The following is a 23,787-nucleotide window of genomic DNA, read 5'->3' as shown; positions in this document are numbered from 1 at the left end:
TTTGTTTTGAACGCAGAAATCCTTATCAACACTTTCGCATCGATTCGTTCGACGATAGATTAAAAGCTTAACGTTCATTTCCCTCCCCTGACATCGGGCCAGCGATCTGCTGCTGCATTTCAGGAGTCGATGCCGTGACTCGCATCTCACCAGCCTTTGTGATTCGTCTTCTTGTTCTCGCGATGTTCTCTGGGATGTTGGCATCGGGCAACATCAGCCGGGCACAGGACCGCGTGGCATTGAACAATACAGATGAATCACAGCGGGGTGCGAGACGTGTGGCCGATCCTTTCCCCCGCGCGCAGGTGGTTCCGGAAGGAGTCTTCGAAGGGGGAAGCGGCTGGCTGAACACATCACAGCCAATCAGCATGAAGGACCTGAAGGGTAAGATCGTCCTTGTCGATTTCTGGACATACTGCTGCATCAACTGCATGCACATTCTTCCGGACTTGAAGTACCTGGAAGAGAAGTTTGAGAAGGAACTTGTTGTCATCGGGGTGCACTCGGCAAAATTCGAAAACGAGAAAGACGCCGAGAACATTCGAAATGCCATCATGCGGTACGAGATCCGGCATCCCGTGGTCAATGACGATCAATTGCTCGTCTGGCGGCGATTCGGCACGAGTTCCTGGCCTACCCTGGCAATCATCGACGCCGAAGGACGGTACATCGGTTCGTTGTCCGGCGAAGGCAATCGAGAACCCATCGAAAAGGTGATTGAAAAACTCATTGAGTACCATCGTTCGAAGGGCACTCTGGATGAAACTCCCATCCGATTCGAACTGGAAGAAGGGAAGGCCACCGAGACACCGCTCCGGTATCCGGGGAAGGTGCTCGTCGACGAAGCCGGGCAACGAGTCTTTGTCGCAGACAGTAACCACAATCGAATTGTGATTGCGAGCACCAGCGGTGAATTAATTGATATCGTTGGCAGCGGACGCATGGGAACGGCGGATGGCAGTTACTCCAGCGCGGAATTCAATCACCCGCAGGGCATGGCGCTTGTTGAGAATCTGCTGTATGTCGCGGACACAGAAAATCACATGCTGCGTGCTATCGATCTGACAGCAAAGTCCGTCAAGACGATTGCGGGGACCGGCGAACAGGCGCACTTCCGCGCGAAGGGGGGCGGAGCTCCCTTGTCCACCGCACTCAACAGCCCCTGGTCGCTGGCATACACAGACAATAAACTCTTTATCGCGATGGCGGGCCCGCATCAAATCTGGGTTTATCTGCCGAATTCAGACCGTATTCGACGTTACGCAGGCAATGGGCGCGAAGACGTCATCAACGGTTCGCTGGACCAGTCATCATTCGCTCAACCCTCTGAGATCTGTGTCGATCCGAGCGGCGAATTCCTTTACGTTGTCGATAGCGAAGGGTCTGCCGTTCGGCGTGTTTCGACCGATCAAAGAGGTCAGGTGACGACAATTGCCGGGACATCAGAACTGCCTCAGGGCCAGTCACTTTTCGCATTCGGAGATATTGACGGTATCGGACCGAATGCCCGTTTGCAGCACCCTCTGGGAGTTGCTGTCCGCGGAGCAACTCTTTTCGTTGCTGATTCCTATAACCACAAGATCAAGCGCATTAATCTGTCGAATCAATCGGTTCAGTCCTGGATCGGAACAGGGGAGGCTGGTGACACGCTCGAACCAGCGTTGCTCGATGAACCTGGAGGAATCTCAGCCGGAGAGAAAGTGCTTTATGTTGCAGATACCAACAATCATCGTATCTGTACGGTCGATTTCACTTCCGGCGAAATGAAGGAGTTTGTCATTCAGGGACTGGCAGCCCCCAACCCTGTTCGGCTTCCCTCTCCTATTAATACGGACGATGCCACAAAAGTCGCGTCACAGACAGTGAAAGCGGGCGAACCGATTCAGTTCACAGTGAATCTGAATATTCCGGATGGCCATAAGCTGAATGAATTAGCTCCGGTCACCTGGAAGGTGGCGGTATCCGAGGGACAGGCCGTTGTACCCGATGATGCGCTGAATTCGCGGGAGGAAGCGACACCGCAAAACGGAACGGCGTCATTTTCTTTGCCTGTATCCAGCGAGCCGGGGCAAACCGTTCTGATCGTTCAAATGAGTTATGGGTACTGTGCAACGGACGAGTCGCTGTGCCGTCTGGCCTCCCGGACCTGGCAGATTCCGGTGACTCTGACTAATGACGCCGAGACCAGCTCCATAGGGCTTTCGTTCGATGAATAACCCATCGGCGATTTTCACTGCAGGGTTGCGGGTTGCAAAGTTTCGGGGAGGTACTGATCTCCTATCAGCCGAAGTTCCACAAAACGCTGATGTCTGAATCACCAGCGAGAGACTGACCTTCCATTTTTCGCACGGTTCATTCCACCATTTTTACGGCAGTTTTGGGCGGCTGACACAACGTTGTCTGCAAACTCTTCTCCCTCGGCAAAAGGGGGAAATGGTGAGTGTGATTTGCTTCAGGCGCCCAATCGAATATTGTTCCTGCAGCTTGTTGCCTGCGATAGAAAGGTTTGTCTGATATCGCAGGAGTCATGCTTTCCGCAGGAGCACGAAATCGGTGGAGTTTTTCACCGTTCCATGCTCTGCAGGATCTCTGTCATCAGACAGTTTCAGATTGCTGAAATCTGTCCGCGTCATGAAGAAAGTGATCGCATGATAGTTCGAACACTCACGATGACCATCGTCCTGCTGTCACTTTGCTTCACCACCGCCGTCGTTGCTCAGCGAGGGCGTTTCCGAAGCTTCTATGGAGCCGACGGACGTCCGGACCGCCGCGGAGTACCGGACTGGAAACTCGATGAAAACTTCCGGAAAGATGTCTTCACCTTCGTCCGCATCCGGTATGGCTCGTACGGTCGCTGGGGCTGGCAGACAGATTACCCGGACGCTGATTTAAATTTTTCCTATCGTCTTCAGCAACTGACTTCCCTGCATGTAGATCCCGACGGTGCGATTCTGGAACTGACGGATCCTGCATTGTTCGACTATCCCTTTATCTACATCATCGAGCCTGGATACATCGCATTGTCGGATGCCGAAAGGAAAGCGCTGCGCACATATCTGCTGAACGGTGGTTTTCTGATGGTCGATGATTTCTGGGGCGACACGGAATGGTACAACTTCTACGAAGAGCTCAAGCGGATTTTTCCGGAACGCGAACCTGTCGAACTTCCACTGGAACATCCGATATTTCATTGCGTGTACGACCTGAAAGAGCGACCACAGATTCCCGCGCTGGGGTTTGCACACCAACGTGCGGATGGCACGATCAGTACTAATCAGGGGTACGGAACAGAAGATGTTCACTACAAAGGCTTATTTGATGACAACGGCCGCATGATGGCTTTCATCGGACACAATACAGATCTTGGTGATGGCTGGGAGCGAGAAGGCGAAGACCCGTGGTACTTCAAAGAGTTTTCTGAAAAGAAAGCCTACCCCCTGGGAATCAACATCGTTTTTTATGCAATGACACACTGACGATTGCTCATTGAAATCTGGTACCGAAACACGAAACCAAAATGACACGGAAAGGAGGAGGGTAAATCGTCTGTGGTGAGAAGCCAACGATGCGTTGACATTCGCGAAGTCGGAGACGTTTCGATGTCAATTGCTGTGCATTCATTCGGTAACGATAACCTGCACCTGAAAGTTGCGTTGGCAAATTGATGACGAACCGCATTCAACTTACCTGACTTTGTATGACACAAGCGGAACCATCCACCGAACCTGCAGCAGCAGGCGCAATGTCTCGCGAACGTGAACGCCAGCTCATTGATCAGTTAGGCTCACTCCGGCAGCAGATTGACGCGGAATTGTCTCAGGTCATTATCGGCCAGAAAGATGTGGTCCGCCAACTCCTGATCTCGCTGCTCGCTGGTGGACACTGCCTGATTACAGGCGCTCCCGGACTGGCGAAAACTCTTCTGGTCAAGTCCATTGCCCAGCTATTTGATCTTAAGTTCAATCGCATCCAGTTCACCCCGGACCTGATGCCGGCAGACATTACCGGTACGGAAGTGCTGGAAGAAGACCATGCAGGCCACCGAACGATGCGTTTCATCAAGGGGCCGATTTTTGCCAACGTACTTCTTGCAGACGAAATCAACCGGACACCACCCAAGACGCAGTCTGCGCTGCTGGAAGCCATGCAGGAACATCAGGTGACCGCAGCGGGACGACGGTATGTGCTTGAGGAACCGTTCTTTGTCCTGGCAACGCAGAACCCGATTGAGATGGAGGGCACGTATCCTTTGCCCGAAGCGCAGCTGGACAGGTTCATGTTCAATGTGCTGATCGATTACCTGCCGGAAGATGACGAAGTTGCGGTTGTCACTCAAACGACCAGCAAAAGTCGTCACACCGTTAAGCCCCTTTTCGAAGGGGATGTCGTACGGGAATTTCATGAGGTGGTTCAACGAGTTCCTGTCGCAGAAGAAGTTGTACGGTATGCCGTGAGAATCGCTTCTGCGTCACGCCCCGGACAAAAAGATTCACCAGCGTTTATCAATGAATACGTGAGCTGGGGCGCAGGATTGCGGGCCGGTCAGAATCTTGTGCTGGGGGGCAAAGCCCTCGCACTCATAGAAGGCCGTCCGTATGTATCATCCAAAGATATTGAATCGCTGGCCGCGCCGGTGTTAAGGCATCGCATCCTGCCGAACTATCGAGCGGAAGCTCAGGGAATCACTGTCGACAATCTGATTGCGCAGCTCCTTGAACACAAAGGTCTGAAACCCTGACCTGCGTTCCTTCAACAGCTTCCATCAATCCCGAGGCTGCATGTCGTGACGTGTGCCATCCGCCGAATGTAGCTCCAGCTTCATATCCGGCTGCCAGAGCACATCACCGCGCGGCGTGTTTGCCGTGCGGGCTAGCACAAACAGTAAATCACTCAGCCGATTCATGGCAATAATCACGTGGGGGTTGATCGATTCCAACTGTGACAGCTGAAGCAGATCCAGTTCAGCCCTTCGACAAATGCTTCGGGACAAATGCAGCGCTGCCGCCTGAGTGGACCCGCCGGGCAGCACAAAATTTTTCAGCGATTTGAGCTTCTCGTTGTAGCTGTCAATCATCCGTTCCAGCGCAACGACGTGCGATGACTGAATGCGAATCGTCGACGACGCAGGCTCCTGCTTCAGCGGAACACAAACATCAGCCCCCAGATCAAAAAGAAAATGCTGCAGCCGACGGAGGTCTTCGTTCATCGTTGAAAGTTCGTCGGCTGCAACTGCCACACCAATGGCGCAATTGGTTTCGTCGATGCTTCCACCTGCCACAACGCGGGGATGGATTTTCTCAATACGCTGACCGGATCCATCCGATGTGGACCCGTCATCGCCGGTTCTTGTGTAGATTCGCGTTAATGCAGGCATGGAGTCTACTTTCGCGTAGCAGCCGTCAGGTCGGGCTGAAGTCGTTCCAGGCCTTCTTCCATGGACACGACAGGTGTGTATGAAAAATCTCTCTGTGCGGCCGCTATGCTGTAACTGTGTGATCCTGCCAGCTGTGACGCAACGAAACGTGTCATCGGTGGCTCACCCTTCAGTCGCGTTATCGACCACAATGTTTCCAACATGGCACCGATGTTCCATGCAGCACGCCGTGAAATGGATTTCTGAACCGGTGGCAAACCAGCACGAACCAGTAACAAATCAATCCAGTTCCAGAGATTCACCGATTCGGGTTCATTGATGAAATAGGCTTTGCCAGCCGCTGAATCTGAGTCGCGCAGGTGGCGTTCAACCTGTACATGCGCGGCGGCCGCATTTTCTACATACGAAACCGAAACAACATTTGTGCCATCACCCACTCGCCGCAGCCGACCATTCTTAGCCCGGTGGATCAGCCTGGGAATCAGGTGGTTGTCTCGCGGGCCCCAGATCAAATGCGGACGCAGGGCAACCGTGCGAAGCTGTGGGTTGTCAGCAGCCAGCACTGCCTGTTCGCCAAGTGCTTTTGAATGCGGATAATGACATAACCAGGACGATGCATACGGCAGACTTTCATCGGCATCGATGTGGTCGCAACCATCGAACACAACGCTGGGCGAGCTTGTGTAGACCAGCCGCCGGACGCTCTGTTTCTTGCAGGCCTCCACAACATTGATCGTACCCAGAGTGTTGATGTCGTGATACGACTTCCACGGCCCCCAGACGCCGGGAAGAGCAGCCACGTGAAAGACCGCATCGATGTCTTCACAGGCCGAAGAGACTTCGTCGTAATTCCGCAGATCGCCCTGTACGACTGGTACGTTCAGCTGCGTCAGTCTTTCGTACTGCCCGCGACAAAACACTCGAACTTCATGACCATCTGCCAGAAGTTGCTCAACAATGTACAGGCCGAGAAAACCACCGCCCCCCGTCACCAAAGCCTTCATCGGGTTTCCTTTGTGTTTGAGCTTTTGCACGGATTCTGGCGGCGTCTCCAACGGGCTCTGCCATCGATCTGCGTCGAAGACGCTCTGAATGTTTTCAGCCTGATGGAACGTGCTTTCATTCGTCGTTCAGCCGACAACTTAGTTCCTTCAGATTGGCGTTCAGAACGGGCTGTGGACACGACCAAACCATAAAGAACATGCTTTCACGCACCGCACGTTCTGCAGGATGACCAGCAATAAATCCCGCTCCTTTTGTTGCCGCCAGCCAGACCTGTGCAGATCGCGTCACCAGACTATTGGCGTCGCGCCGCAAAACTTCGGTCGCCTGTGTTCCCGCATCCTGCGTAGCCTCCGCTGCCCTTTCCAGTTCAAGCACGAGACGATTCGCTTCGGCCTTCAAGGGAAGGATAAATTCGGCAAGCTCCGGGCGTTTCTCAACCTCTACTTCGAACTGTCGAATCGTGCCCTCGGCAGCACCAATGGCCAGTGCTGACGTTCCCAGCGACCCCGCTCCACCACCGGCTCCCTGCGACATTACTTTTTCGACGGGTCCGTGCAGAACTTCCTCTGCAGAAATACGAACATTCTGCAGATGAATGGCTCCCGTCTGAGATGAGTTCAGAGCAAGCATTTCTACAGGTTTACCAACGGAAACGCCGGCACGATGGGCTGGGATAGCTGCAAGAATCTGGGTCTGATCGAATAATGTTCCGCCAGTCACAAGAACATCAGCCATCGTGGCACCTGTGGCCCAGGGCACAACGCCATTCAAAACGTAATCGCTTCCATCGACCGTCACTGAAACCGGCGGTGACTTCAAATGCTGTCGCGATGTTGTCAGATGTGAAATCCCGACCGTCGAGAATATCGCGCCTTCGCATAATTGTGTCAGCAACTTTGTCCGCAGATCACTTTCTCGGGCAAGCGCAATACGCTGACAGGCGGCATTTCGCTGGGTCAGGATGAACGTTGTCACCAGTGATGCCGAGGCAAGCTGACGATAAAGCGAAAGCATCTCGGCCGAACTGAGTCCATCACCACCAAATTCAGGCCCGATGTTCCAGCGAAGACCACCGGCCTGTTTGAGCGCTTCGAACTGGGCCGTAGGCCACTCGTCTGTCCGTTCGCATGCCGGGAGTTCGCGAAGTTGTTGTTCGAGCGTCTGAAAATCAGTTCGTCGGGTCACTCGTACGTGTCTCGTTCAGATGTGCACTGTTCTGGGTGGCTGATGTATGCTCCGGGTGGCGGATGTATGCTCCGGGCGGCTGTTTATGGCTGCCTGGTTTCTGTCCCGCTGGAGCCGGATTCGTAAGAATTCAGACGTGATCAGGATTTGGACGTGCGTCAGAATTCTCACGATCTCCGCTACGGCGTCATTCAACAACCGAAAGGCTGCACCACACTAGTTATCCATGACCTCAGTTTCCTTGGACGTGGCCCGATCGTTGACAATGCCTTCGTACTTCTTTGTCAGATCCTGAACTTTGTCTTTGGTGGTGTCGCGATCATCTTCGGACATTACTTTATCTTTTTCAGACTGGTCCGCGTGCTTATTGGCATCGCGTCGAATATTTCGGATCGCTACACGAGCTTCTTCGGCGAGTTCCTTAACACGACTTGTCAGCTGCTTTCGTCGTTCCGTGGAGAGTGGTGGAATATTCAGTCGAATCACGCGTCCATCATTGTTCGGCGCCAGGCCCAGGTCACTGTTCGTGATGGCCTTTGCGATCGCATCCAGCGTAGTACTATCGAACGGGCGAATCATGATCTGCTGAGGCTCTGGCACGCTGACGTTGGCAATCTGCTTCAGTGGTGTGGGAGAGCCGTAGTATTCAACCCGGACTGAGTCCACCAGACCTGCACTGGCACGACCCGTTCGAATTCCTTTCAAGGCGTTTGAGAGAACGGAAACTGCTTTTTCCATGCGTTCTTCGGCGTCCAGAAGAATCTCATCCTGATCCATTACTTGATTTCCCCTTGCACGGGCATCTGCCCACAACCGAAAGTCAGACGAACTCACGGACACACGTTTCCGTCGCTCGCTTCAATTCGTGCGAACCCACTGCTCGCACCTGATTCCAAGATCAAAAAGCCGTTGAACATCAACAGCAGCATTCCAAGTGTCAACTGGTTCAGGTCACACCACCTGATGAACGTCTCCCCATAACAGTGACGCATTCCATAGGCTCCGCACTCCTGTCTCGCCGGGGCTCGTTATCGACCCAGAGGCGTCACCAACCAGAAGCACGTCACCAACATCAGCCGTTCGTTAACCATGAGAGCACTGTAATGGACCCGGCTCTCCCGTCCAACTCAGGCCAATTCAATTCGCCCATGACCGGGATGTTGCCCAGTTACGAAAAACACCCTGCGCGCGGGCTCCTTCTCCCGGGAAACCGGCGTGCTGGACCATCCATACGATAACGATCCCTTCTTCGGGATAGACGTGCATACTGGTCGCTTGCGCGCCTCCATGCCCAAAACCGTCGGGCGACAATGCGAAACCAAGACCGTAACTCTCTTTCACACTGCCTGGGGTTTGACGCGAGGACAGTTCTTTCAGTGCGGCTTTGCTGATGATCTGCCGGCCATTCCATTCTCCACCGTTCAGCAGCATCTGACAGAAGATGGCAGTATCGGTAGCCGTTGAAAACAACCCGCCTGCTGGCATTGGAAATCGTTGCGTTCGGTTGTTCAGTGGATAAGTTAACTGACTGACCGGTATTTCTATCAGATCTTCCTTTTCAGGGTTTGGTCGATAAGACTTTGCAATGCGCGTCACTTGCTCTTCATTCGGCCAGAACGTGGTATCTTTCATGCCAAGCGGATTGAACAGACGCTGCTGCATGAAATCTTCGTAAGGCATGCCGGACAGAACTTCCAGAATGCGGGCAGCAGTGTTGATTCCGGCATTTGAATATTGATACCTGGTCCCCGGCTGCGTCTGAAGAGACGTCATCGCGTAACTCTGAACCGCAACACGCAGTGGCAACCCATCCAGCGTTGGCTCCTCGATCGCCGATCGAAACGGCAGGCCACTCATATGACTTAGAATGTCACGAATTGTCACGGGGCGAACCGGACGTTGCAGCGTTACCTGATCGTCTGACTTTTCTGTCACTACCATCTGGCCTTTGAACTCCGGCAAATGTGTTTCGACCGCATCATCCAGCGATATTCGGCCTTCATCGACAAGCATCATCACCGCAGTTGCAGTCATTGGCTTGGACTGCGATGCAATCCAGAACATCGCATCCTTCGTCATCGGCTTATGAAGACTGACATCCGAGAAGCCAACCATTTCTAACGCGAGAATCTGATTTCGATCGGCGACGACTGCAACGGCTCCCGCCAGTTCATGTTTGGCAACAAACGGCTGCAACAGGGTATTCAGTGATGGAGCATCGTCCGCGGGTGCAGCGGATGTAAACGCAAGACGTACGATCCCCAGCACGAACAGGGTGACGCCGCGAAGGGCGTGTCCAGCGACAAAGTCATTCCGCATGTGAAATCTTTCGAACAAAGGCAACTTCTGAAAAGCCACGAACGCAGCACCTTCACTTAACAGCCTGTTGAAAACCGGGACTGGCTCGAACAGGAGACCTGAAGAAATCATGGTTTCCAGTCGTCCTGCGTGCCGTCCCGATTTTTCAACGGAAAGCTAACCACCGGAAATTTCAGCCGGGAGTCACCAGCGACAGATTTCAGGCACCGCTTTCCGCTGACATTATGTTTTTCTGAGATTCTTGTCCGGTCATCGAGCCACATCTGCATTCATCAAATGAAGGGCCTTTTCTCTCCAAACCTATTTCCTTTTCCGGAGGAACTCCAATGACTCACGTTGTGGCTGAACCCTGTTTTAACTGCAAGTATACGGACTGCATTGTCGTTTGCCCCGTCGACTGCTTCTACGAAGGAGAGGCCATGCTGTTTATCGATCCCGATGAATGCCTCGACTGTGAAGCCTGTGTTCCTGAGTGCCCGGTCGAAGCCATTTTCTTTGAAGATCATCTTCCCGATAGATGGCAGGAATACAAACAATTGAATGCAGAAATGGCTCCCAAATGCCCCCGGATTGTGCAGAAGAAGTCTCCGCTTTGTGGCGGATGATTTCCCGGTGATTTTCCAACTCCCAGGGATGTTCACCTCCCGCTGGCTTTGATCGTATCGACCGCAAAAATTTCTGTTCCACGACGAAAAAACTCAGGTCAAGGATTGACCTGAGTTTCTGGAGAATGAATTGTTGCGGAGTTTTTTAGCTGCCCAGAAGCAGAAACAAGTCGTCCGTTCCGAAAGCCTCGTCCAGAAGTGAGTCTTCCAGATCCGGACGTTCCCCCGACACTTCGCGCTCTGATTTGACGAACGTGTCATCATCGTGGCTCTGCACTTCGATTCTTACGGTGGCGATCCTGGCGGTCGTTGTCCGCGTCGATGGGGAATCGGATGTCGCAATCGTCATGGACATCTCAGCAGGATCATCAAAGAGTGATGATGCCGTCGCTTTTGCGATGGGTGTCAAAACGCTTGCGGGTGAGGCGAGCCCGGTAGACACTGGCGGAACGACGGTTGCGATGCCCTGAGCGTTTCTGTCGAGTGAATTCAGAGCAAACTGATGCGTGGCAGAAAGATTGCCTGAGAATCGGGTTGTGCCGACATCGTATCCATAAACACGGTCGCTCAGGGAATCAACGATCCAGAGCGTCCCCGTACCGTCCGGCGACAGAGCAATGCCTGTCGGCTGAGTATTCGCCGAATCAATCACCCAGCTTCCATCAGGCGTACCTGCCATCGAGTATCGGAACACTCGATCGACCGAAGCCGTGTCGTTGACGATCCAGATATGCTCCCCATCAGTCACCAGGTCTTTTGCATTTCTGTTGGAGTTGCTCAATGCAAAACTGAAGTCCGGACTGGCACTGCCGGAACGACGTGAAGCGGCTCCTGAGAACAGGTACGCTCGATCATTGCTGCTGTCAACAACCCACAGATCGTTGCCATTGATCGCGATGCCCTGAGCTTTGTCTACGCCTTCAAATTCCCATGAACCAAGAAGGACATTGCTGTCGTTGTAGACAAACACTTCGCCTTTTTCGTCGATCACCCAGCGGAGAGTACCGTTGCTGTTGGTCGCAATCCCCCGGGGTTTCTGGTCTTCGGTGTTGAGCCGAGAATGATTCAGCACACCGCCGGCCTCGTCGTATTCGAATGTACGACGACTGGACGTATCGACCACAAGGAAGTGCATATCACCCGTTGGCGGAGGCAGAATGGGATTCACAGTCAATGTGACAGTGGCGGTTTCGGAATTCAGCGAGCCGTCATTTGCAACGTAGGTAAAACTGTCGGTGCCACTGAAGCCTGTTGCAGGCGTGTAGCTCAGCGAACCGTCGGCGTTCAGTATGAGTGAACCATTCGACGGCCCAGCCACGAGGACTGCTGTGAGTCCATCTCCGTCAACATCACTGTCGTTCGCCAAAATACCGGGTAGTGTAATATTCAGTACCGTTCCAGCATCCACGGCAAAGTCCTCGCCAATGGCAAGCGGTGCATCATTCACTGCAGTCACGGTGATCGTGACAGTCGTTGGCGCTGAATCCAGCGATCCGTCATTCGCGACGTACGTGAATGTATCGGTGCCGTTGTAGTTCAAGGCCGGTGTGTAGGTGAAGTGGCCGTTTGAGTCCAGCAACAGCGTTCCATGAGTTGGGCCAGCAACAAGTCTTCCCGTCAGGGCATCACCGTCAATGTCGGTGTCATTATTCAGCACGCCCGGGATGACCACGGTTAGTGTGTTGTCTTCGCTGATCGAATAGCGATCTGGGGTGGCGACTGGTGCATCGTTGACTGCAGCGACTCTGATGGTAACTTTGGCCGCCTCTGAATCAACTACTCCATCGTTCGCGACATAAGTAAAACTGTCACTTCCGTTGAAATTCAGGTCCGGAACGTAGTTAAAGCTGCCATCCGGGTTCACTGTCAAAGTGCCGTGGGCTGGGACCGAAATGAGCCTCGCCGTTAGCGGATCACCGTCTGCATCCAGATCGTTGCTAAGTATGCCGGGAAGTGTGATATCCAGTGGCACATCTTCTGAAGTGTTGTAATCGTCTGGTATTGCGACAGGAAGATCATTCACCGGAGCCACTGTGATTGTCACAGTCGCTGCAGCAGAATCCACAGTCCCATCATTAGCGGTGTAGGTGAAGCTGTCGATTCCGTTGAAATTCGGGACAGAAGTGTAAATGAAGCTGCCATCCGGGTTGAGCGTCAACGATCCGTGAGACGGATCGGTCACAACTCTTGCTGTCAGCGGATCTCCGTCGATGTCGGTATCATTCCCGAGGACACCGGGCAGATCAATGATCAGCACAACGTCTTCATTTGTTGCATAGTGATCACCAGCCGCAGTCGGAGCACTATTGGCAGCCGTGACAGCGATTGCCACTGTCGCCAGGGCTGAATCGACGGTGCCATCATTAGCCACGTAGGTGAAGCTGTCGGTGCCGCTGAAACCAGCGTCCGGAATATATGAAAAACTACCGCTGGTACTTAATGTCAGTGATCCATGAACTGGCGATGTGACGGGGGTAACACTGAGCAGGTCACCGTCAACGTCGCTGTCGTTTGCCAGCACGCCAGGCGCCGCAACAATGACGATATCTCCGCTCGGAGATGAATAGAAATCATCGACGACAGCCGGAGTATCATTCACTGCCGTGATATGAATCGTGAATTGTTGCGGAGCACTGGTGTCTGTCCCGCCATTCGCGGTGCCGCCATTATCGTGCAGAACCACGGACAGTGTTGCTGTCCCGAATGCATCGGGTGCCGAAGTAAACGTCAGGACGCCATCAGCCGAAATCGCTGGCTGAACACTGAACAGCCCGGTATTGTCGTTTGAGACCACCACGAAGTTGACGGTTTGTGATGCTTCGCTGGCAGGACCTGGAGATATTCCCGTTGCCCACGGCATGACAGTTTGTATTCCCGCGTCTTCTGGTGCAACCTGGTTGCTTCCGGCTACGAAACTCGGAGCCACATTGGCTGTTGATGCCCCCGATGCATGGTCACCAAAGTGATCCTCCAGTTCAATTTCGCCTTCGCCAAGATCATCGAAGTGATACCCATCGCCAGGAATCGGAGTCCCAAGTACAACCGGGATCGAGCCAAGAACAACGTTCGTTCCTTCACGTACAAACTGCAGATCAAAACGATGCGGAATGCCATCGCCAACGAATTCGATATCAAACGATGCGGTCTGTCCGGAACCAACACTCGTGCGGGTTCCTGTGTGGTTGATAATATGAACGCGAGGATCCGACGCCTGAACTGTGATGTCCATCGCCACATTTGTCACCGCATTTTGTATGGCGTTTTGTACGCCCGCAGCAACACTGCCCGCAAAGCCGGTTGAGATCTGGAAGTACAACGGATCGCCGGGAGCAATTGGAGTTCCAGTGCCATTATCAATGGGTGTCGTCGAACGATTGATCGCGCCGGTCAGCTTTGAAATCGCTTCCAGTCCCTGTCGCGGATCAACGTTGCTCTGCGTGTTGGTGCCAAGCCCAATCACCAGGGCACCGAGCGCATTCAACCCGGTAATTGTCTCCTGGAGTCCTGCGCCGGAACTGAACGGGGTGGTCCCACGTGATGTTTCGGTGAGATCACTCACGGGAAGAGTCAAACCGTTTGCCCCTGTGATCGTCGTTTCGCCCTTCGGCTGATAGGCAAAACCTGTGTCGGTCGCCAGCAGAATCACGGGCAAAGCGCCGGCTCGGAAACCACCGCCTCCGACGGTACCAGCTGCTGGCAGGACGTTGGACGATGCATCCGCCGTGAAAGAAACGAAGGAAGGCACGTCGCCGCTGTTACCAGGAAGCAATTGAGTTGCCCCAAGCCCCGCGGCACCGCTGTCCATCACGGACCCGTTGTTGTTTCCGTCAAATCCGATGCCCGTTACCAATTGGTACAACGCTTCAATATCGGTCTCCGGACCGTCGCCGCCGTATCCCGGTGTTGTTCGATTTAATGCCGCTTGAATTGCGGTCAGATAGCCGGGTGTGCTGGCCGCAACGATCGGCTGATTCAATACGAATGGTCGGCCAGTACCGTATTCAGACGCGAAGTTGCCGTATTCCTCGAATCGCCCAACACCGAATGCGAGGTCCGTTCCTGAAAGTGATGTCTGCAACTGAGTAATGATGTCTGGAAACGCGGCTCGTACGATCGGGCTATTGTTCGTAAAGCTACCGGTATCGTCAAACAGCAGAAAGACGTCAACAGCGTTCGTCAGCGCACCAGTATCAGGCAGGGTCAAACTCACGGTCTGATTATAGGATTGTCCAACAATGAGCGACGTTGTAATGCTTGTCGGTGAGACATTGCCGACAGCAGGATTACTGACTCCGGCTGGCCACAAAGTCCCTCCGGAGGTTGTAGGGAATGTTATCCCAAATCCTGATTCGACGACTTCTCGAACAACGTAGGCCCCCGGCGTCAGACCTGTGAACGAATACGAACCATCGCTGCCTGTAATGGTGCTCATTTCGTCGGCGTCAAGCACATTGTTTCGATTGGAATCAATGAAGATCGTGGTGCCCGCGACGGTTACCTCGTCCGCATCACGCACGTGGTTACCGTTGGCATCCTCGAATTTTACACCATGGATTTCGTTCAGCCGAAAGACGTCGGCAAAATCAACTCCCGAGTGATTTTCGGAAGCAACCATTGTGACCGAATGTTCAAACTGCGTTGTTGGTGTGGCGCTGAGTTCCACTGGAATAATCTGACGGATAGAGTAGGTGCCGGAAGCCAGATGGTCAAAACTGTAGCTGCCAGCTTCGTTAATGGATGGCGTGTAGTAGAGATCGGCCGAAGTTGTCGTCTGAAGATCGCCAGCGTCCAGCGTCCCGCTGTTGTTCATGTCAAGATAAACAGTGATGCCGGCCAGTCCGTGTTCGCCCGCGTCGCGAATACCGTTCTTGTTTGTGTCAGCAAAGACTGCTCCGCTGATGGTAGAATTCTTCAGCTCCGCAGTTCCGTAATTGATCCCGGTCTTGTTCTCGCCGTTCTTCAGAACCAGCGAACGAACGCTCGTGACCGGCGATGTTGCTCTCCATCCGGCCGGAAGGACATCCACGATATTCACCGTTCCCGGCGCCACGCCTGAAATCGTGTATGTTCCATCAGGGTTTGTGGTGGTTTGAGGTTCTGAAGCGTCAGGAATCCCGTTGGAATTCAGATCCGCAAACACGATGCGTCCGCCAAGTCCAGGTTCGGCCGATGGAGTGCTGTCGATGATGCCGTTTGCGTTAACGTCATTCCAGACCGTACCGCTGACTGTGCCCGGAATCAGCGTTGACAGATTGAAGTTTGCAAAGTCGTGGGCGACAGACTCTGCACCCGAGTAAACTCGCACGGAGTAATTGTCGCCGAACGTCGGAGCGGTTTCCCAGCCTGTTGGAACAATTTCGATAACTTCGTATTCACCAACCTGCAAGCCTGGAAACAGATAGTGGCCATCAACATCGGTTATCGCAGTGGGCTCTGTACTGTCAAAGGCTCCATTGCGATTCATATCCAGATAAACGGTCCAGCCTGCCAGGCCCGGATCCGTGAAGGCTCCGGAGATATCGCTGTTGCGAATACCATCTCGAAACAGATCGTTCCAGACAGTACCACGAATAGAACCATTTTCGACAGTGAAGTTCGCGAAATCGTTCGCCGTTGAATTCCGTCCGCCGCGCACAGCGACCGTTTGGCGACTGTCATAAGTCGGCGAAACATCCCAGCCCGCCGGTATGACTTCGGTCACTTCGTAATCACCGGCAGCCAGACTGATGAATGAATAGTTTCCATCTGTATCAGTGACCGTAGACGTTTCTGTCGGATCTAAGACACCGTTATTGTTGGTGTCCAGAAAGATCGTCCAGTCGGCCAGACCCGGCTCCGTAAAATCTCCGGTGATGGGATCTGTTTCCCGCACACCGTCAATGTTGAGGTCATTCCAGACGGAACCGCTGATCGAGCCATTGATCAACGAAAAATTCGCGTAGTCCTGCGTCGCAGTGGTCAAGGCATTGACAGCAACTGTCTGCTTTGTGTCCCATCTCCCTGAGGGAACATCCCAGCCTGCGGGCTGAACTTCAGTCACTTCATAGTCACCGGCGGGCAGGTTCGAAAAATGATACTGACCAGATGCGTCAGTCGTTGTGGTCGGTTCACCTGGATCAGGAATGCCATTCAAGCCGCCACCACCAGCGGGCTTCATGTCGATGAACACCGTCCATCCCTCCAGCCCCGGATCGGTGAATTCTCCAGTGATCGGATCAACAGCTCTTATGCCGTCAGCGTTAAGGTCGTTCCAGACCGTACCGACGATGTCGCCGCCAGCAAAATTGAAGAAGTCGACCTTGTTGGAATCCTGGCTACTCGTAAATGCGACATCACGGGAGGTTGCCGCCGTTGGGCTCCATCCAGGCTGAACAATCTCAGCGACGCGGTAAGTACCGGTCGGAAAACCATTCATATTGATGGTGTAGTCGCCGCCTGAATTTGCGAATACAGATGGCTCAGGTGTTCCATCAGCTCGGCTATTGAGCGTTCCGCTGTTATCCAGATCCACATAAACCTGCCAGCCGCCCAGAGTGTTGTCCGGACCAGTTTTGGTACCACTGGAATCGACATCTTCGTAGATTGTTCCGGTGATTGCCGACAACAGGGCTCGAGTTTCAAGCGACTCACATCCCATTTGATTTTCTTGTGAACACTGCCTTCGGGGACGCCGGCGAGCTCTGGAGAGTCTGGCAACGCGGCGAAGTTGGCGGAGAAATGAAACCATGATGAATTTCCTTACGAGTGGGATCGCTGCAGCGTGACGACAACGAATTACCAACAGACAAATTGCCTGAATTGCCCTGGGGTTTAATGATCAGATCGCAGCACGGACTTCCGTCTCGCCGAACGTCTCCAGCACAAGTGATCTGGTATCACTTGAATGTCGGGGAGTATTTGCGTGGCGAATTTCAGAGTGTCCGGGAAATCCCGGCAGATGATCTGTGTCTGACAGACGGGCCGTTTTCGTCAAACAAATATCGGCGGGCAGCAATGCAGCTTCGGCTAACGGATTAAGTGACTTCCACATCGAAACTCCGCCAAAGCTTTCTGAAAAAACTCCGCATTCCAGATGATGGCCATAAATAATTGCAGCATCGTCCGGCTGATGTTTCGCCATCCAGCGTGGCTTCTTCGTGGTTCGGAATGGAACGAAGCACAGAACAAGAACAATGGAGTTTTGCGAAAGAATAGTTGCACAATTCTTCGTCAGCATGCGACACACATGCGGCTGCCTCTATTCAGACTGCAGCCATCGCTGCTCCCCGGGCGCACTGCTCCAGAGGAAACGGCGACAACTTCGCGCGTTTCCCCAGAAATAACACTATCATGTGCCGCGAACAAAAAAGCTCGACAGTCTGAATGCTCCGAAACAGACGATTGGCGATCGCCTGAATTGTATGCCGCTTTGCGAATCTCCTGAGTGCTTCAAGGTTACGCGAACCAGGAGATTCCAGCGTCGCATGATCGTCTGCCACACACACACAGCAGCAGCTGGCCACTTGTCCGGCATGGTCCGCAGAAGAACATTGTTACTGAATGCTCAATTAGCGAAATCCACGACCACCAAGTGATGGATAGTCAAGCAAAAGCTGCTGCCACGTAACCGGGACATACAGAAGGGGCGGCCGCTTAGGCTTTGTTGAAGGGGTCGTCACAACTGGATTCTTCACAGTTGTTGAGACTGTCGTTGTCAGGACCTCCGGCGTATAGGGCAGCGTGACAAGGGAAGTGTTCAAAGGATTGCCGACAGGATTTCTCGGCAACGGCCCGGCATCCGTCGAAAGTACACTCCCGCGAACGGCGAATTCAACTTCTGGAGTCGATCGCCGTGAGGCAGCAACAACATCGACCATCAGTTGATACGTTCCTTCGCGAAGCATGACCGTGTTGTTAGAAGCTGATTGTCCGGGCAAAGCAACAGCGCGGAAGACAACGCAACCCTCCTCATCGACGACTGACAGTACGACTGCAGCGTCAACTGGTTTCGTCTTTGAGTCATTCCCTTTTGTAACGAGCAGAAAATTATACAGCTCTGTCTTGCCGACAGCGAATTCGAACGACCTGTGCGTCTTTTCACGATCCAGGGTACCTCTGGCCAGGGTGTCCATGACCTGGGCAGATTCGGAAAACGTCACTGCAAGCTCATAACGTCCCTGTGACAAGCGCGAATCGGTGAAAGCGGATCGAACCTTAACGACATAATCTTTCTCAGCTTCAAGTTCACGCGACTGCAGAATAATCAGCCCGTTTCCATTCGCCACAATTGTCGATTCAACCTTCCGACCGCTGGCCGTTGACAGCGTCAGGTCAGGAATGAAATCGGTGGAGGTTGTTTGCAGGACGATTGTTGTGATTCGTGGGTCTTCTCTTGACACAGCGCCCGGGCTGAAGACAAATGTGTCAATCTGACCCGCGTCGCCGATCACGCCTGTAACTTCAAAATGCGGAAACATCCCCGTGGAATCCACTGGCACGATTCGTCGTGTGCGTTCTGAATCGTCATCGGATGAACTCTCGTCCTCCGACGTTCGCTGTTTTCCGCCTCCCTGCGAATAGAGACTCTTCAAAACTGCAATGTCCTGCGCGGTTGGCTGAAGAACGACTGTGCCGGCGTGATCAAACATGGGAGAGGCCGGATCGGAACTGTGTTCCAGTCCCAGAATATGGCCTGCTTCATGCAGCGACAGTGCATACAGTTCATCCAGCGAATTTAACTGCAGGTTGGAATTCAGCATCATATCCCCGGCCCACGTTCCGGAGATGAATGCGTTCTGTGGAATTGCCGTGGCAAGTGTCTCAGGGCTCAACGGCACGGCTCCAACGCGTACATCACCAAATCGTGCATCCCCCCGCGTGGCTCCGTTGATTCCAAAGTCTGCGCCGGTGTCGCTCACCACCGAAAGATCGAAGCCCAATTCATTAAGCCATGTCTGGAAACCATGGACGATTGTGCCCTGCCATTCCGCTGGTGTTCCCAACTGATCCAGTTGAGAATTCAACCCACTTGGCGTGCCGGCAATATCTGTTCCGTCGGGTGCAAAGCTGATTGTCAGGCTTGTTGCGTTCGACCATGCGAAAGTCGTCAGCAGACTGCGAACCTCAAGGATTTCCGCCTCTTTCTGAGAGCGAAAGCGGCGGCGCGCGTTCGGGGACTTTCGAGTCACATTCAGCAGATTCAGGATTTGGAATAGCGCCATGGTTCTAATCTCCGTTAGATTGATTGACCGCAATCGGCTGCTTACTTGCCGAGGGAACATCTGTTCCGAGTGTCATAAGTTTCCGACATGCATTCAGCAGTTCCTGAAATGCCGGCAGGTTTCGTAGCGGGTCCAGATCAGTATCCTGCTCCGCCATGGCATGCAGTTCGGGTGACGCTCGCATCGCCTCTGAAAGATGCCGCATCGCACGTTCTGAATCTTCCATGCTTCTCGGCGACGTCAGCGCAAAGACACAGGCGACCTGATAGCGAGTAATCGCATCCGGCGACTGCTGCAGAACATCGTCGGCGTCGCGACGCGCTAACGCGTCTTCGCCCGCGCGGGCGTACAGCACTGCGCGACCTATCCGCGCCGGGTTGTCGTCGGGACAGAATGTCAGGAGAGTATCAAGAAATCGAATTGCCTCTTCACGTTTGCCAAGTCTCTCCGCCAATACATGGGCGGAATTCTGCAACGCATCGCGAGATTTCGGATCGAGGCGAAGTGCCTGTTCAAAATCTGCCAGAGCTTTCACCGGGTCCTGTGGCAAATAGGCCATTCCTCGAGTGACCCAGCTATCCACGTCGTTCGGAACCGCTTTTAAACCCGCGTCGTAGTCTGACTGCGCACCTGCCTGATTGCCCTGTTGCTGGCGAACGTCGGCACGCAGAAAGAACGCCCGCGATGGACCGCCAGACTGTATTGCTAGGTCCAGGTCCGCTTCCGCCATCTGAAATTCCTTTAAAGCGGCGTTGGCCAGTGCACGGTTGAGATATCCACTTGCCGCACTGGGCCTCAAATGAATGGCGTTTGTACAGTCGGCAGCAGCGTCTTCGAATCGTTGCAATTCCAATCGAACAACTGCGCGATCCTGCCATGCGACCCAACAATCCGCGTTCAGTGCGATGCAGGTGGAAAACGCCGCATCCGCGTCCCCGTAAAGACGCATTGCCTGTCGTGATTTTCCCAGCAGGTACCACACCGAATAGTCATGCGGGTTGCGTTGGACAAGTTCTGACAGAAGAACGTGGGCTGCTGGAGAATCGCCCGCTTCCAGCAAGCGAATGGCATTTGAAAAGCCTGACAGCTGACCTGGCCCATCGGCAATCGGTCGGGCTCGAAATTGCAAATCAACCTGCGGTGCGGCATGAGAGGAAAGGGAATTGAGCGTTTGCTGAATGGCAGATCGCTGACTCAGCCAGACTTCGCCCGAGTCTGCGGCGCAATCAAACTGCGATGCCAGAGAGTTCCATTGCAGTGCCTCGTTCAACAACTGGGATTGATGCATTTCGTTTGTGCAAAATCGCGACTGCCGCTGAAGACCGGACGCCATCAGGAACACTATTTCCGACAACTCTTCATCCAGAAGTTGACGCTGCGGGTGCTCGATCAGCTGAACTTCATGCCTATGATGCCAGTCTGCTGAATCTGCAACGTGATACTGGTTCACCAGGTTCTTTGCGCTGCTAATTCCTTCCGTCAGAGCCGGAAGCGAAGCATCGGGTGCCGAAAGGAGCGTACGAATTTCAGGCGCCGACAGCTGGAATTCCTTCCATTGCGATTCTGCGTGCAATGCCAGCATTCGCCGCTGAGACGCATAGGATCCCATGCCTGCAATGATGACCATTGCCAGGAGTGCGGCTGCCAGTGTCGTGACAGACAAGAGTCGCGGATGACGATGTCTCCATTTTGCGATGCGTTCTGCAATCGATGAATTAGGAGCATGTTTCAACGGCAGGCGGTCCAGCTCCCGCCGCAGATCCGCAGCAAGGTCTGCAGCCGATTGATACCGGTCCGCTGATTCGGGCTGCAGGCATTTCAGGACAATGTCCTGAACAGCGAACGACACACGAGGATTGATGCTTCGGATGTGTGGGATTTCACCGGATTCTCGCTCCTGGGCGTGCTGAATTAACTCCGGAATCGAGGCTGCCTTCGGGAGTTCGAACGGCAGACGGCCAGCGAGCAATTCAAAAAGAATCACCCCAATCGAATAGATGTCGGCGGTCGCACTCACCGATTCGCCGGACCTCAAAGACTGCAGTTGCTCGGGTGAAAGATAAGGAATCGTGCCACCGACGATAGAACGCGTCATTGACCGTGACGCACTGTCTGAAGACAAATTGAAATCGAGCAGCATCGGCTGGCCATTGTCCGTCACCAGAATATTGGCAGGCTTGACGTCACGATGCAGAATGCCGCAGCGGTGAGCATGTTGCAGGCCGATGGCGACTTGTTCCATAAGCCGCAGCGATGACTGGATATCGGCCACAGGATGGTCGCGCAGCGTTCGCCTGCCAAAAAACGGCATACAAATTGCCTGCCAGTCAGCTGTACGATGCACTGAATAGACAGGCACGATGTTCGTATGTTGCAGGCGAGCCAGTCGCTCTGGTTCCGTCGTTGTGTCGGAAGTGATTTTAATCACCACCAGACGGTCTGCCAGATTTCGCTGACGAGCGAGAAAGACGCGGCCGAACGCACCTCTCCCTAATTCTTCGAGAGGTTCAAATTCAGGAAATGCTTCTGCAATACATTGCAGCAGATGTGTTTCATCCATCTCCGTCACCGAAGGCACAAGACGCCCTCGATGACCCGATGAGCCGGCGTCAGCCAGCAGGTCGATATCAGGATTCGAGGCGATTGACGGCCACTGTGTCGTATCAATCTGAAACTCGTCGGCATAGGCATGTCGAGTAACAGGTTCTCCATGCTGGCGCCGAACACGAAACTCTTCAAACGCTATGATCGCTCGATGAACAGGATTGTCGAAGGCAACTGGAAAGCGTTTACAATATCCTGCAATATTTGAACGTGGCTGCCAGCCACGATGCTCCATCTCCACCCGGACAAGCTCAGTCACAATCTCGGCATATTCCGGATGAGATTCGTGCGGAGCAAACAATTCAATCGCGCAGTCAAAACCGTTGGCGATCGACTGCTCGTAAGCCTCAACGCAATCTGTGAGATTAAGCATCTTCGTGGAGTTCGGATTTGTCATTCACGTCGTCGCAAATCAGCTCTTTCAACTGCGTTCGGAATTGCTGCAGAACACGTTCGACCGTTCGTTTCGATCGTTGAGTTTTCGAAGCGATCTCGGAAACTCCCCAATTGTCAATATGCAAATGTATGATGCGCTGATGAGATTCCGGCAATGACTCGATCAGCTCATCAATCACCATCCGCAGGACCTGACAGGCAACGTCATCGCCAACCGCCATGTCGTCTGTAGCGGAGTCTCCGTGTTTTGTTCGAGCAACACTGCGCTTCTGTCGGCGATAATGCAGCCCGATCGCGCGAATCTTATTGAGTGAGATTGTGACCAGGAGATTCCAGAGCTCAGAGCCTTCCGGGACGTCATAATCTCCTGCCGCCGCCCTTCGAAAAAACGTCCTGAAAATCGATTGAACAACATCCTCACTGCCGACAACTGAGCGCATGTCGCTGCCCAGACCCCTTGATGCAATGCAATCAAGACGCTTGGCATAACGCCCGTATAACTCAGTTGCGGCATCTTCGCTACCCGTGCGGAGTCGTTGAAGCAGCGACTGGTCTGACAAAGTCCTCAGCATGAAAGCCTCGTAAAATCAACAGCAGCCGGATTCATGAGTCACTTCCTCATTGAAAGCCCGCCACGAAATGCCGCCATTTTCCAAAAGATTTTCAAAACACTCTATTGAGCTCAAGACTCCCGTATATCGCGGGTTTCAGGCCATTCCGACAACGACACCTCAGCCAAAGTAAACAAAAACTCATGAAAAAACTTCCGGGCCATTCTCCTTTGCCGCGGTTTTTGAGAGGTTTGTCACCCGAAAAGCCCTGAAACAGATTTCAGGAATTTCCAGCCGGATTCCGGGATCTCTAATGTTCTCAACATGGGCAACGAGAGCAGATGCTTCCAGTGTTCACCATGAAGATCAGACGGGGAACATGCCCGGCGGGGAAAAATCCGACCCATTCAAACACATGACTCAGCCAAATCACCGAAACGCCGATGAACAAGAGACGATCACGCAGTCATGGCCTTTGTGCCGCAGGTTTGAATCCAGGTATTCCGGAATGATCCGATCCGCATCTCGGCCCGTGAACCCGACGTCAC

At 53.4% G+C, this 23,787-nt stretch carries 14 protein-coding genes; 4 read left to right on the top strand and 10 right to left on the bottom strand.

The annotated features are described in order from the left end of the window. The first annotated feature begins 134 nt into the window (after nt 1-134). The 3 genes from R3C20_04995 (at nt 135) to R3C20_04985 (ending at nt 4,738) form a co-directional block, all read left to right on the top strand. Nucleotides 135-2,216, top strand: coding sequence for a thioredoxin-like domain-containing protein (locus tag R3C20_04995; protein ID MEZ6039839.1), 2,082 nt, complete (start codon nt 135-137; stop codon nt 2,214-2,216). 432 nt (nt 2,217-2,648) lie between these two features. Beyond that, nucleotides 2,649-3,476, top strand: a complete 828-nt coding sequence (locus tag R3C20_04990) for a DUF4159 domain-containing protein (protein ID MEZ6039838.1) — start codon at nt 2,649-2,651, stop codon at nt 3,474-3,476. 266 nt (nt 3,477-3,742) lie between these two features. Continuing rightward, a complete protein-coding gene (locus tag R3C20_04985; protein ID MEZ6039837.1) occupies nt 3,743-4,738 on the top strand; it encodes an AAA family ATPase in 996 nt (331 codons plus the stop codon). A 24-nt stretch (nt 4,739-4,762) separates the two neighbouring features. On the opposite strand, the gene R3C20_04980 is transcribed toward R3C20_04985, so the two are convergent. The 5 genes from R3C20_04980 to R3C20_04960 all read right to left on the bottom strand — a co-directional run bounded on the left by R3C20_04980 (nt 4,763) and on the right by R3C20_04960 (nt 9,883). Further along, a complete protein-coding gene (locus tag R3C20_04980) occupies nt 4,763-5,374 on the bottom strand; it encodes a cob(I)yrinic acid a,c-diamide adenosyltransferase (protein ID MEZ6039836.1) in 612 nt (203 codons plus the stop codon). A 5-nt stretch (nt 5,375-5,379) separates the two neighbouring features. Beyond that, nucleotides 5,380-6,378 (bottom strand): NAD-dependent epimerase/dehydratase family protein, encoded by a 999-nt coding sequence (locus tag R3C20_04975; protein ID MEZ6039835.1) that lies wholly within the window; start codon nt 6,376-6,378, stop codon nt 5,380-5,382. Between the two features lie 115 nt (nt 6,379-6,493). After that, nucleotides 6,494-7,564: an acyl-CoA dehydrogenase family protein gene (locus tag R3C20_04970; GenBank protein MEZ6039834.1), complete on the bottom strand. Its 1,071-nt coding sequence runs from the start codon at nt 7,562-7,564 to the stop codon at nt 6,494-6,496. A gap of 216 nt (nt 7,565-7,780) precedes the next feature. Next, nucleotides 7,781-8,341 carry a ribosome recycling factor gene (gene frr / locus R3C20_04965; GenBank protein ID MEZ6039833.1) on the bottom strand — a complete coding sequence of 187 codons (561 nt, stop codon included), beginning with the start codon at nt 8,339-8,341 and terminating at the stop codon, nt 7,781-7,783. A 360-nt stretch (nt 8,342-8,701) separates the two neighbouring features. Continuing rightward, complete coding sequence (locus tag R3C20_04960; GenBank protein ID MEZ6039832.1) at nt 8,702-9,883, bottom strand: serine hydrolase domain-containing protein; 1,182 nt, start codon at nt 9,881-9,883, stop codon at nt 8,702-8,704. 326 nt (nt 9,884-10,209) lie between these two features. On the opposite strand from R3C20_04960, the gene R3C20_04955 reads away from it, so the two are divergent. After that, nucleotides 10,210-10,488: a 4Fe-4S binding protein gene (locus R3C20_04955; GenBank protein MEZ6039831.1), complete on the top strand. Its 279-nt coding sequence runs from the start codon at nt 10,210-10,212 to the stop codon at nt 10,486-10,488. A 145-nt stretch (nt 10,489-10,633) separates the two neighbouring features. Here R3C20_04955 and R3C20_04950 read toward each other — a convergent pair whose 3' ends face one another. The 5 genes from R3C20_04950 to R3C20_04930 all read right to left on the bottom strand — a co-directional run bounded on the left by R3C20_04950 (nt 10,634) and on the right by R3C20_04930 (nt 23,260). After that, entirely contained in the window at nt 10,634-17,125 is a 6,492-nt protein-coding gene (locus R3C20_04950; GenBank protein ID MEZ6039830.1) for an Ig-like domain-containing protein, read from the bottom strand. A 180-nt stretch (nt 17,126-17,305) separates the two neighbouring features. Next, nucleotides 17,306-17,608: a hypothetical protein gene (locus R3C20_04945; protein MEZ6039829.1), complete on the bottom strand. Its 303-nt coding sequence runs from the start codon at nt 17,606-17,608 to the stop codon at nt 17,306-17,308. Between the two features lie 427 nt (nt 17,609-18,035). Next, a complete protein-coding gene (locus R3C20_04940; GenBank protein MEZ6039828.1) occupies nt 18,036-19,688 on the bottom strand; it encodes a matrixin family metalloprotease in 1,653 nt (550 codons plus the stop codon). Between the two features lie 4 nt (nt 19,689-19,692). Continuing rightward, nucleotides 19,693-22,665 (bottom strand): protein kinase, encoded by a 2,973-nt coding sequence (locus R3C20_04935; protein MEZ6039827.1) that lies wholly within the window; start codon nt 22,663-22,665, stop codon nt 19,693-19,695. After that, a complete protein-coding gene (locus tag R3C20_04930; GenBank protein ID MEZ6039826.1) occupies nt 22,658-23,260 on the bottom strand; it encodes a sigma-70 family RNA polymerase sigma factor in 603 nt (200 codons plus the stop codon). The genes R3C20_04935 and R3C20_04930 overlap by 8 nt, the downstream gene beginning before the upstream one ends. Between the last annotated feature and the right edge of the window lie 527 nt (nt 23,261-23,787).

The organism is Planctomycetaceae bacterium (assembly GCA_041398825.1).
Classification (GTDB): domain Bacteria; phylum Planctomycetota; class Planctomycetia; order Planctomycetales; family Planctomycetaceae; genus F1-80-MAGs062.
Note: the sequence above shows the minus strand (reverse complement) of the source record. Positions and strands in the feature narration are given on the sequence as shown.